Origin of the sequence: Lentilactobacillus kosonis, from assembly GCF_003864335.1 — a bacterium.
GTDB lineage: Bacteria > Bacillota > Bacilli > Lactobacillales > Lactobacillaceae > Lentilactobacillus > Lentilactobacillus kosonis.
In genome coordinates this window covers 460,455-471,655 of sequence record NZ_BEXA01000002.1, presented here as the reverse complement: position 1 = coordinate 471,655, position 11,201 = coordinate 460,455, and the positions used below count along the sequence as shown (strand labels likewise).

12 protein-coding genes and 2 pseudogenes are annotated in these 11,201 nt (G+C 37.0%); 10 read left to right on the top strand and 4 right to left on the bottom strand.

Annotated features, from left to right (window positions below; genetic code table 11):
* On the top strand, window positions 1-1,650 hold a 1,650-nt coding region (locus NBRC111893_RS05320), incomplete at its 5' end, for an endonuclease MutS2 (RefSeq protein WP_125008262.1).
* 77 nt (window positions 1,651-1,727) lie between these two features.
* Window positions 1,728-2,039: a thioredoxin gene (gene trxA, locus NBRC111893_RS05315; RefSeq protein ID WP_125008261.1), complete on the top strand. Its 312-nt coding sequence runs from the start codon at window positions 1,728-1,730 to the stop codon at window positions 2,037-2,039.
* Between the two features lie 37 nt (window positions 2,040-2,076).
* Here the strand turns inward: trxA and NBRC111893_RS11230 are convergent.
* Window positions 2,077-2,564 (bottom strand): annotated as a pseudogene (locus tag NBRC111893_RS11230) (DUF2507 domain-containing protein).
* 154 nt (window positions 2,565-2,718) lie between these two features.
* Between NBRC111893_RS11230 and NBRC111893_RS11815 the strand changes: the two are divergent.
* The 5 genes from NBRC111893_RS11815 to cbpB are packed head-to-tail and all read left to right on the top strand — an operon-like array spanning window position 2,719 to window position 5,150.
* Window positions 2,719-2,847: a hypothetical protein gene (locus NBRC111893_RS11815; RefSeq protein ID WP_261341428.1), complete on the top strand. Its 129-nt coding sequence runs from the start codon at window positions 2,719-2,721 to the stop codon at window positions 2,845-2,847.
* Complete coding sequence (murI, locus tag NBRC111893_RS05300) at window positions 2,834-3,505, top strand: glutamate racemase (RefSeq protein ID WP_230402943.1); 672 nt, start codon at window positions 2,834-2,836, stop codon at window positions 3,503-3,505. The genes NBRC111893_RS11815 and murI overlap by 14 nt, the downstream gene beginning before the upstream one ends.
* A 20-nt stretch (window positions 3,506-3,525) precedes the next feature.
* Window positions 3,526-4,119 (top strand): XTP/dITP diphosphatase, encoded by a 594-nt coding sequence (locus tag NBRC111893_RS05295; protein WP_125008258.1) that lies wholly within the window; start codon window positions 3,526-3,528, stop codon window positions 4,117-4,119.
* Window positions 4,116-4,652, top strand: coding sequence for a YfcE family phosphodiesterase (locus NBRC111893_RS05290; RefSeq protein WP_125008257.1), 537 nt, complete (start codon window positions 4,116-4,118; stop codon window positions 4,650-4,652). The genes NBRC111893_RS05295 and NBRC111893_RS05290 overlap by 4 nt, the downstream gene beginning before the upstream one ends.
* Window positions 4,653-4,658: 6 nt before the next feature.
* The gene (cbpB, locus tag NBRC111893_RS05285) at window positions 4,659-5,150 is read left to right on the top strand and encodes a cyclic-di-AMP-binding protein CbpB (protein ID WP_125008256.1); all 492 of its coding nucleotides are present in this window, start codon (window positions 4,659-4,661) and stop codon (window positions 5,148-5,150) included.
* A 43-nt stretch (window positions 5,151-5,193) separates the two neighbouring features.
* On the opposite strand, the gene NBRC111893_RS05280 is transcribed toward cbpB, so the two are convergent.
* A complete protein-coding gene (locus NBRC111893_RS05280) occupies window positions 5,194-6,060 on the bottom strand; it encodes a mechanosensitive ion channel family protein (RefSeq protein WP_125008255.1) in 867 nt (288 codons plus the stop codon).
* A gap of 143 nt (window positions 6,061-6,203) precedes the next feature.
* Between NBRC111893_RS05280 and NBRC111893_RS05275 the strand changes: the two genes are divergently transcribed.
* Window positions 6,204-6,617, top strand: coding sequence for a DUF948 domain-containing protein (locus tag NBRC111893_RS05275; RefSeq protein ID WP_125008254.1), 414 nt, complete (start codon window positions 6,204-6,206; stop codon window positions 6,615-6,617).
* A gap of 11 nt (window positions 6,618-6,628) precedes the next feature.
* The gene (locus NBRC111893_RS05270) at window positions 6,629-7,036 is read left to right on the top strand and encodes a YtxH domain-containing protein (RefSeq protein WP_125008253.1); all 408 of its coding nucleotides are present in this window, start codon (window positions 6,629-6,631) and stop codon (window positions 7,034-7,036) included.
* 63 nt (window positions 7,037-7,099) lie between these two features.
* Here NBRC111893_RS05270 and NBRC111893_RS05265 read toward each other — a convergent pair whose 3' ends face one another.
* Window positions 7,100-8,197 carry a M24 family metallopeptidase gene (locus NBRC111893_RS05265; protein WP_125008252.1) on the bottom strand — a complete coding sequence of 366 codons (1,098 nt, stop codon included), beginning with the start codon at window positions 8,195-8,197 and terminating at the stop codon, window positions 7,100-7,102.
* A 207-nt stretch (window positions 8,198-8,404) separates the two neighbouring features.
* Between NBRC111893_RS05265 and ccpA the strand changes: the two genes are divergently transcribed.
* On the top strand, window positions 8,405-9,406 hold the full coding sequence (gene ccpA, locus NBRC111893_RS05260) for a catabolite control protein A (RefSeq protein ID WP_125008251.1): 1,002 nt from the start codon (window positions 8,405-8,407) through the stop codon (window positions 9,404-9,406).
* Between the two features lie 47 nt (window positions 9,407-9,453).
* On the opposite strand, the pseudogene NBRC111893_RS12295 reads toward ccpA, so the two are convergent.
* A pseudogene (locus NBRC111893_RS12295) lies at window positions 9,454-11,108 on the bottom strand (MFS transporter).
* Window positions 11,109-11,201 lie beyond the last annotated feature (93 nt).

Below are 11,201 nucleotides of genomic sequence, written 5' to 3'. Positions count from 1 at the left end.
CTTCAATTATCAGAGCGTGAAGAAGAGCGTAAAATTTTAATTGAATTAACTGAGAGCCTTAGGCCTTATACAGATACCTTAAAGGATAATATGCATTTAATGGGGCATTTAGACTTTGTTAACGCTAAGGCAAAGTATGCTCACGAAATTAAAGCCACATTACCGATGTTATCAATTGATAATGAAGTGAGTTTGCGAAAAGCTCGTCATCCGTTGATTGATATTAATAAAGTTGTACCTAATGATATTACAATTGGAACAGATTACCGTTCAATCATCGTAACGGGTCCTAATACGGGTGGTAAAACAATTACCATCAAGACTATTGGATTGATTCAGTTAATGGGACAGTCTGGGTTATTTATTACCGCTAATGAAGAGAGCCAAATTGGTATCTTTGATGATGTTTTTGCCGATATTGGTGATGATCAGTCAATTGAAGCTAACTTGAGTACGTTCTCTTCTCATTTGGATAATATTATTTCTATTTTAGATAATATTACCGATAAATCATTAGTACTGTTAGATGAGCTTGGTGCCGGTACCGACCCTAAGGAAGGTGCAGCTTTAGCAATGGCTATTATTGATGCGATTGCAGCAAAATCATCAGAGTTAATTGCGACCACACATTATCCTGAATTGAAAGCATTTGCTTATGAGCGTTCTAGTACTATTAATGCCTCAATGGAATTTGACGTTGAGACGTTGAAGCCAACCTATCGGTTAATGATTGGGGTGCCAGGTCAAAGTAACGCATTAAACATTGCCGAGAAACTTGGCTTGTCGGAATCGATTATTGAAAAAGCCCGGTCATATACTGATGATGCTAATCAAGATATTAATAACATGATTGCTGAGTTAACTGAACAAACCCGGAAAGCCCGGGTTGAAGCTGAGGATTTAGAAAGTCAGTTAAAATCAGCTAATGAACTCCATGCAGAATTAAAGTCACAGTTTGAAAAGTATCAAACTAGTAAGCAAAAACTATTTGAAAATGCTCAAATCGAAGCAAATCAAGTTGTTGCTACTGCTAAACAACAAGCTGATGAAATCATTGATGATTTGCATAAAAAACAAGCTCAAGCCAGCCAAGCAACTGTTAAGGAAAATGAATTAATGGATGCTAAGGGGGCCTTGAATGCTTTAGAGGTATCACCTAACCTCAAGAAAAACAAAGTGCTTAAACGGGAAAAGAAGAAGCATGATTTCCACAAGGGTGACGAAGTGCTAGTTAAATCATATGGTCAACGGGGTACCTTGATTGATCAGCAACGAGACGGTTCTTGGGAAGTTCAGTTAGGAATCTTAAAGATGAAAATCGACCCTAATGATTTGGAGAAAGGCCAAGCTACTCCTGAGGAAAAGACTAAGTACCAAACTCGAGTGTCTCGGACCCGTTCCAGTGGAATTTCGCCAACTCTTGATTTGCGTGGAGAGCGTTATGAAGAGGCAATGAGTCGATTAGATTCTTACATTGATTCATCATTATTAGCAGGTTACCCAACGGTTACAATTATTCATGGAAAAGGGACTGGTGCTCTGAGAAATGGAGTTAATGAGTTTTTGAAGAGTCATCCGCGAGTGGCAAGCTTTGGTTACTCTGCTCCTAACGCTGGTGGTGATGGTTCAACTGTTGTTAAATTTAAATAGTAAATTGTGTGCAATTAATTGGCTTTTCAGTTAATTGTTGTTACAATAATGTGAGGATTTAAAAGGAGGTAGCTTTTATGGTAAATGAAACAACCGATAAAACATTCGAAAGCGATACTGCTCAAGGCGTCACTTTAACAGATTTTTGGGCAACTTGGTGTGGTCCTTGTAGAATGCAATCTCCAGTAGTTGAGGAATTGGCTACAGAGATGGAAGATGTAACGTTCAACAAGATGGATGTCGATGCTAATCCTAATACACCACAATCTTTTGGAATTATGAGTATTCCAACGTTGTTAATTAAAAAAGACGGTGATGTAGTAGACACTGTAGTTGGCTATCACTCAAAAGAACAGTTAAAGAAGATTCTTGATCAATATACTGATTAGAAATAAAAAGGGTAGGCCAGTTTGGCCTACCCTTTTTTTATTCTAAGTCTGAATTATGTGAACTAGGATTGATGATGTTGAATATTTCGTTAGGCATAATATCTTCAATTGGAGCTTCAGTACTGGAAGACACTCTGATTGATACAAAGCCCTTTTTAGCACTTTGTTTAATGGTTTCACCCTCCGATTGGCGATTCAAGATGAATTCAACTAATTGAGCGAGTAATCCGCACTCTAATTGAAAATCAACATCTTCATTACTGGTTAAACGGCTGTTAACGATATCACCGCTTAAAACGAAATCTAATTCGTTTTTGATTGCTTGGTTAGTTCCAAATCACCAAATCCGAATTGATCAAAGAAGACGATGACATCATCCAATGATTGGAGACGATATTTGCGGCCTAAACGTTTACCGGCCCAATATAAAATTTCGTGAGACTCATCACCAAGAATTTCAGTAAGCAAGTCATCCCTGAGAAGGACTTGACCAAGAATATTCGATAGTTGGGGATGGTTAAGCATTTGTTCATATATTTTGCTATTCATTTTCTAATCTCCATTGATTCGAAATCTAATATAAATATTATACAATAATTTCCAATAAACAAAGACATTAGTTGAATGTCCTTAAGAAATGTTTGATAATTAAGACTAGTATATGTAAAGAAGTGATACGATGGATAATAGAAAAATTGGGGTCATGGACTCCGGCATTGGTGGACTAACGGTCTACAACCAATTACAAAAGATTTTACCAAATGAACAATTTATTTACGTAGGTGATCAGCAATTTGCCTTATGGTGAAAAATCAGCAGAGCAAGTTTATCAGTTAACTAGAAGAATTGCTGATTATTTTATTAATCAAGATGTTAAAATGATGGTCATTGCTTGTAATACTGCCACTGCAGCTGCGTATGAACGTTTAAAGAATGAGTTACCAATTCCAGTAATTGGCGTTATTCAGCCTGGAGCTCAAACGGCTTTAGCGACTTCTAAAAATCATTCGATTGGTGTGATTGCCACGAATGGAACTGTCAAATCTGGCGATTATGAGCGAATTATTAAGCACGCTGGCAAATTTGAAGTAATCTCACAAGGCTGCCCAGAATTTGTTAGTCTAGTTGAAAATGGTGAAGCCGGGAGTCAGCACTCATTTGATGTGGTTGATAAACAGCTTAAAACGTTCAAGCAAACTGATATCGATACCATGATTTTGGGATGCACGCATTTCCCGGTAATTAGCGCTGAAGTATCATCCGCATTACCAGGTGTTACGTTAGTCGATCCAGGGGTTGAAACTGCTAGTCAAGTTAAAGCACTGCTAACCAAACAAGATGCCTTGACCACTTTAGAGAATAAAACACCAGACGTTTTTTATACAACTGGTAACCCTGATGAGTTTGTTAGGGTTGCGGACAATTTTTTGAATGCCGAAATTACTGCTAAGATAATTAAATTTTAAATCAGATAGGGGATTAGTTCATGGATAAGCCAACTGAAATTGTTATTGCTTCTCAAAACCAGCATAAAATTACTGAAATTAAGTCAGCTTTGGCTAAGTTTGATGTGAAGATTAGTTCATTAAATGATTATTCAGAAGTTGGTCAAATTGATGAAAACGGGCATTCGTTTGAAGAAAATGCAGAGATTAAAGCAAAAGCTGTTATGGATGTAGTTAAAAAGCCAGTGATTGCAGACGATTCCGGCCTTGTGGTTGATGCATTGAATGGTGAGCCTGGTATTCGTTCAGCCCGGTATGCTGGAGACCATGATGACGATGCTAACAACCGAAAACTAATGCGAGAGTTAAAGGGAAAGGACCGTTCAGCTTATTTTAAGTCTGTTTTGGTTTACTTAAGTCCAGCAGGTGACAAAATGGTTGCTGAAGGAATTGTTAATGGTCGGATTCTATCTGCTGCACGTGGAGACAATGGCTTTGGCTATGATCCATATTTTTTAGTTCCTGGTAGTCAAAAATCAATGGCCGAAATGACTGTTGAAGAGAAGAATATGATTAGTCATCGTGGCCGAGCTATTAAACAATTAGTTGCTAAGCTTGATGAGGCATGGTCATGAGTAAGGTTTTAGTGGTTAGTGATAGTCATGGTGATCAAAAAATTTTAAGAACGATTTGGACTAAATTTAATGACCAAGTCGAATGTTTTTTTCATTGTGGTGATTCTGAATTATCAAAAGATTCGGATTTAATCCATAAATACTTATTGGTCAAGGGAAATATGGATTTTGAGGATTTCCCGATTGAAAGAACGATTTCAGTTGGTGATACTAAAGTCTATCAAACCCATGGACATTTGAAAGGTGTTAATTTTAACATTTTGAATTTATTGTTAACTGCTGAGTCTATGGATGCTGGTATTGCATTATTTGGACATACACATGAGTTAATGTGTACTACTGATAATGGAGTTCTTTTGGTCAATCCGGGAAGCATTTCTCAGCCTAGAGGAGATTTTGCTTCAATTGGTGGGACATTTTGCACAATTGATATAAATAATTCCGATTTTATAGTGGACTATTATAATCGTGAGATGCAAGTAGTTCCAGAATTACATTTTCAGTTTAAGCGTCATGATGATAAAGGAGTTTGAAATCGAATGATTGATAAACCGATTGAAGTAGTCTTAAGAAAAAGTCATCGTAAACCAATGATCGATGCTGACTTAGTTGCAACGGTTAATGAGAATGCTCGGTTATCTCATGGATTTTTGGTTTTGACAAAGGTTAAATATGCTAAAATCCCAGTTTTAGACAATAATAACCATTTCAAAGGATTACTTTCATTGCAAATGATTACTGAGAGGATGCTAACTAACGAAGAAATATCAAGTGAACCATTACAAGATTTATTAGTTAAAGATGTAATGCAGACGGGGGCACCGGTAGTTAAAGACCCAGAGGATTTAGAAATAATCATGAGATATTTGGAAGATGAGAATTTCTTGCCAGTGGTTGATGATAATGAAGAATTTATAGGAATTTGTACCCGTCGGGAGGTTATGAAACAATTTAACTTCCTAACACATAATTTCTCTGAGCGGTATGTTGCATTACCTGTTTATAATCGGGATAACGAAGAGAATTCTTAAATAATAAAAAAGTTACCTGAATTTTAATTCAGGTACTTTTTTATTATTTATAATTAACTGGACTAGCTGCCAACTTGATGCCATTTCTTCTGAGAAGTTCTAAATATAAAGCTAAGAAATCATGTTGAATATGATATTGAGCGCCATTTTTAGTGGTCATATTGATTTGAATGGCTAATTGGTTATTGGGAAGGGAGACCACCCCAACAATTGTTGGATTGCTAACAATATCTGGATAATTCTTCACTTGTTCGTTATTGACCTCTTCAATCAGTGAAGTAGCTTTGTTGATATCTGTTTCTGGAGTAATCAGAATTTGAATTGCGGCCACCATGTTGTTTCTAGACATATTAGCGATAGTTTGAATGCTACGGTTAGGTATGAAGTTCAGAGTACCATCATCTCCAATAACCTGGGTGGTTCTTAAGCCAACAGCGCTAACCGTTCCCTTGATATTGTTAATATTAACGTATTCGCCAACTTCAATTTGCTTTTCTAGTAAAATAAAGAAACCACTTACGATATCGGTTACAAATCCTTGAGCACCAAGCCCAATTGCTAATGAGAATATTCCGGCACTAGCAACCAAGGTTCCAACTGGAATGCCAATGATAGATAGTATCCAGTAAAATAATAGAAACCAAATAACATATGAAAACACATTTAAAGATAAGGTTTGAAATGTGAGAATACGTTTTTCTGTAACGGTCTGTGAGTAACGATTACGATAACGTTTAAAAAGCTGATGGATCGCAGCTTTGCCAACTTTATTCACGATAAATATAAATATGATAACCGTAATAATTAGTACAGTATTTTTGACAATCGAGTCTAAAATTTTATCCCAATCAAAATATTTAGAGATATTAGGCAAACTATGCTGGGATGTTAATTGATTAAATGTTTTCAAATTTGACCACCCTTAATTGTGATGTGCATTCTTATGGTACCAAATGTAGCAATAATTTTAAATACAGTTTTAGACAATTTCATTGTTATTTTATTAGCCTAATGCTATTCTAAAAGTAAATTGTCGTATAAGGAGGACCCATTATGACAGCAGGTCAAATTGCAGGCTTAATTGCTGCAGTCGCATTTTTATTATTAGTAGTTTTCATTGGTTTATTCCTAATGAAAATTGCTAGAACAATTTCAGAAGTAAATGTAACAATCAAATCGGTTACTAGTAACGTTGATGTTATCGCTAAACAAACTGATAAGATTATGGCAACATCTAATACCCTAGTAAAGGATATTGATGAAAAGTTAAACATTACTACACCAGTGTTCCAAGCTGCTGCTGATTTGGGGGAAAGTGTGTCTGATCTTAATGAGGCAACCAAAAATTTAACTCAGCGAGTTAAAGATTCTGGCAGAACTGGCAGTAAGGCATGGATGGCTGGAGCAGTTTCTAAAGCAGCATGGAAAACATTCCGTAATCACAGAAAAAATAAAAATACAGACTAGGGGTTGATGTTATGGGAAAGAAAGTTACAGGCGGAATCTTCGCTGGATTGCTGGGGGCAGGTATTTATGCCGCTTACCAAAGATTAGATGAGAGTAACAAAAAGCATCTTAAGCAAGAAATTAAAAATCGTGCTGATGATTTGAAAGACCGTGCTGTTGATTACGCGTTCTATGCAGAAGATGCAATTAACGATGCAAGAGAAATCCTTTCAGAACAAATGAAACAATCTTCCCAAAGAGCTAAAACAACCATGGACTCTTTTAAAAACGCTCAATCATTTGATGATTCAGATAATTTTGATTCAGATGACCCAATAGACATTGTGGTTGATCCAGAGGCAGTTTTTGATGAAGATGATGACTTTGAAGCAACGGCTACTGTCTTGATTTATCCAGATGGTACCGTTACAGCTTTTTAAATTAGTAAGAAAACCGGTGTAGAATTTAAATTCTACACCGGTTTTTGCTAGTTCTAATTATTGTTAATCTACGTATTGCAATTCTTTGGTGGTATGAGTAAATGGCTCACAACCAGATTCCGTAATATGAACACAGTCTTCAATTCTGACTCCGGCAACATTTGGAATATAGATTCCAGGTTCGATTGAGAAACACATGCCAGGTTGCAGAACCATATCATTGCCTTCCATGATTGATGGAAATTCGTGTTCACTCATTCCCATGCCATGGCCTAGACGATGGATAAAGTATTCACCGTAACCGGCATTGTCGATAATATCACGAGCAATTTTATCAAGCTCAGCTGCAGTAATTCCAGGTTTTGCGGCGGCTTGCGCAGTTAATTGAGCTTCAAGACACACTTTGTAAATGTCCATTGATTTGTCATCAGGTTTACCAACTGCTACCGTTCTAGATGCATCACTGATGTAGCCATCCCAAACCGTTCCTAAGTCAAAAAGAACTAGTTGATTATCATTGATTAGGTTACCTGAGGTGGCACCATGAGGTTCAGCGGCGTGAGGTCCGGCTTGAATTAAAGTGTCAAAGCTCATTTCCATAATTCCTTTTTTCTTTAAAGCGTATTCCAATTCGGCGGCAACAGCAGATTCGGGAATACCTTTCTTTACGGCTTCGAAACCAACTTTAAATGCGAAATCAGCCCATTGTCCAGCAATATTTAATTTTTCAATTTCGTCAGCTGATTTAATTAACCGCATTTGTTCGATAAATGGGGTGATGTTGTTATTAAATGAGGCATTCGACAACACTGACTTAAGTTGTTCAAAACGATCAACAGTTAGCGCATTTTTTTCAACAGCAAATTCATTTTTACTTAGATGTCTACTGTTAATCTGATCGGCAATCATCTTCCAAGGATTTTCATGGTCTAGATAGCCATATACAGGACCGGTAAAACCAGTATCTTTAATTGCTTCTACTTCTAGGGCAGGCCCAAAGATGAATGGATCGCTATCTTTGAAAACTACCATCATCAATACTCGTTCTACTGGATCACTGTAAAATCCAGTTAAATATTGGATTGTTTTGGGATCAGTAATCAATGCTGCAGTATTATGATTATCTGAAAGCCAATTTTGTATTTGTTCAATTTTGCTCAATCAAAACACTCCCTTATATATAGTATTTTCAGTATATCATACATGAAAACAACCAGAGATTGTCCCCCTTGAAAAAAAGGCAATGTTAGTTTATGATTTAAATGAAAACGTTTTCAAATTGCTATGAAGGAAAAATTTTGTTATATTTGATAATGTTTTGAAAACAGATGAAAACATATTGTGTCTTCAAAGGAAGGGCTATCACTTATGGATAAACAAACTGTAACAATTTATGACGTTGCTCGTGAAGCCAATGTGTCAATGGCTACGGTTTCCCGAGTTGTTAATGGGAATAATAACGTTAAACCTGCTACTAGGAAAAAAGTTCTGGATGTAATCGACAAATTGGATTACCGTCCGAATGCTGTTGCTCGTGGATTAGCAAGTAAAAAGACCACAACTGTCGGGGTAATTGTTCCCGATGTAACTAACTTATACTTTTCTGCACTTGCTCGCGGAATTGATGATGTGGCTACGATGTACAAATACAATATTATTTTGACTAGTTCTGATTCAAATGGAGAAAAAGAAGTGACAGTTTTAAATACACTTCTATCAAAACAAGTCGACGGTATTATTTTCATGGGAAATAATATAACTGAGGAGCTACGAGAAGAATTTAAGCGTACCAAAACACCAATTGTACTCGCAGGATCAATTGATGATGAACAAATTCAACCAAGTGTTAACATCGACTACGCTGCTGCCGTTCAAGAAGAAGTTAAGAGTTTGATTGATCGTGGCAACAAGCGGGTTGCTTTTGTCTGTGGACCTTTGGATCAACCAATTAACAGTAAGTATCGCCTGAGAGGTTACAAACAGGCTCTTAAAGAGGTCGGTATCCCATTTGATGATAAATTAGTGTTTGAAACGGATAATTCTTATAAGACTGGAACGTTGTTACAACCAGCTTTAGTTTCTGCTAAAGCAACGGCTGCAATGGTTACTGATGATGAATTAGCAGCCGGAATTGTCAACGGAATGACGGATGCAGGGGTAAATGTTCCTGGAGAATTTGAAGTTATTACTAGTAATGACACCAAGTTAACAGAAATGGTGCGACCAAAGATGTCATCGATTACCCAACCACTTTATGACATCGGTGCGGTTGCCATGCGTCTTTTAACTAAGTTAATGAATGATGAATCAATTGATGATAAAAATGTGATTTTACCATACGGTCTGATGAAACGAGATTCTACTAAATAGGCTTAGATAATAAAAACACCGTTCATACCATGTGAACGGTGTTTTTATTATCTTGATTTTCGTTTGTAAAATAGTAAGCTGACTAAGCTGGAAAGCCCAACGAATGGTACCGCTATTTGGTAAGGCCTAATGAACGCGTGCGTCAGCTCATGCTTGCTTGTTAGCTTAACATGCCGAATAATGCGATGAACGATGTTATTTTGGCGATTAAATTCATGCGACACAGTATCAGTAACTTGTGCATGAATTTTTGCTTTCATAACACTAGATAACTGATGATTCTGAGATGAGATTATTTTATGATACTGTGATTCAATAATTTGATCCTTTTGGTTAGTTGATATTCCAGTTTGTTTGGTAGCCGACTTATTTGAGCCTTGATGAGCTTTGCTTTCGACTTGCTGGCGAACCTTTGCCTTAGTGGAATTTGGCAAGTTAGTTTGGGCAATATACTGATTACTATTATTAATAATCCGCGTTTGCGCTGTGACGAGATTACCAGAGAGACTAGATACAAAAATTGCGACGGCAAGTACAGATCCAATCTGTCTAAACACCCCAATCACGCTTTGAGATGCAGTTAGTAACTCACCTGTGAAATCGGCTGCACCAAGCATTACCACTGGTCCAGCAATAATTCCAAAGCCTGATCCAAGGAGCAAACAAGCAATTAACACCTGACTGTAATAATTAGGGTCGATTAATGAAAACGTTACGTAACCTGCAAACATTAATGCAAATCCAGCAAAAATTACTATCCGAGCGCCAATTTTATCGATCAATGTTCCCCAATTGGTGACCAAATGAAAATCATCAATGAAACTGGAGAAATCATTAAGGCTGCGACTAATTCTGACTTGTCTAAAATGGTTGTGAAGAAGGTGGGCATGATTACCTGAACTGCAATCAAAAAGATACCGGATAAGACTACCGAAAGGACGGCTCCAGTAAACTGGCTATTTTGGAACAGTTCCATTGGAATCATTGGTGACTTAGCCTTTCGTTCAACAAATATAAAGATAATCAAGCTGATGATACTTGAACTGAATAAACCCAAAATTGCGAAACTGTGCCATCCCCACGAACGGCCTTGAATTAATCCTAAGGTCAGTGAGAATAACATAATCATTGATAATAGCATTCCCAACCAATCGATTTTTGCTGGAAAGCGAACTTCATTTTTAAAGTTCAAAGTTTTTAGGCATAGTATTAAGGCCATGATTAGAAGTGGTATGTTGATAAAGAAGACCCAGCGCCAACCAAGAAATTGGGTGATCACTCCACCAATAGTTGGCCCTAAGGCGCTAGCCATTCCTTGAGTGATTCCTAATATTGTCAGTGTAACCTTTCGTTGGCTCATTGATGATTCAGAAATGCCAATATTCATACTAGCGGGGAAAACGATTGCGGCACCGATACTTTGGATACCTCGACCGATAATCAGCATGCTGATGTTTAGACTAAAACCAGAGATGATTGATCCAAGGGCAAAGGCAATCAAACCAATTATGTAGAATCGATAACGGCCGTAAATATCGGCCAGCTTGCCTAATGGAATGGTCAATACCGCAAATGTGATTGTATAAATATTAAGGGCCCATGAAAGGGTGCTTAATTTAACATTGAGGCCAGTTTGAATGGCTGGTAATGCGATATTCATAACGGTAGTATCAAGCATACAGACAAAAATTCCGATGACCATCGCTGTTATTAATAATTTTTGCTTTAATTTCAATTTAATTTCCTCCAATATTGTTACTTAATTGCTGAAATGAATACTAGCATGCAGTAGAAT

Coding starts and splice junctions, on each gene's coding strand:
- NBRC111893_RS05270 (WP_125008253.1), top strand. CDS start 6,629: ATGGGAAAGAAAGTTACAGGCGGAATCTTCGCTGGATTGCTGGGGGCA.
- ccpA (WP_125008251.1), top strand. CDS start 8,405: ATGGATAAACAAACTGTAACAATTTATGACGTTGCTCGTGAAGCCAAT.
- NBRC111893_RS05275 (WP_125008254.1), top strand. CDS start 6,204: ATGACAGCAGGTCAAATTGCAGGCTTAATTGCTGCAGTCGCATTTTTA.
- NBRC111893_RS05290 (WP_125008257.1), top strand. CDS start 4,116: ATGAGTAAGGTTTTAGTGGTTAGTGATAGTCATGGTGATCAAAAAATT.
- trxA (WP_125008261.1), top strand. CDS start 1,728: ATGGTAAATGAAACAACCGATAAAACATTCGAAAGCGATACTGCTCAA.
- NBRC111893_RS05295 (WP_125008258.1), top strand. CDS start 3,526: ATGGATAAGCCAACTGAAATTGTTATTGCTTCTCAAAACCAGCATAAA.
- NBRC111893_RS11815 (WP_261341428.1), top strand. CDS start 2,719: ATGGATAATAGAAAAATTGGGGTCATGGACTCCGGCATTGGTGGACTA.
- cbpB (WP_125008256.1), top strand. CDS start 4,659: ATGATTGATAAACCGATTGAAGTAGTCTTAAGAAAAAGTCATCGTAAA.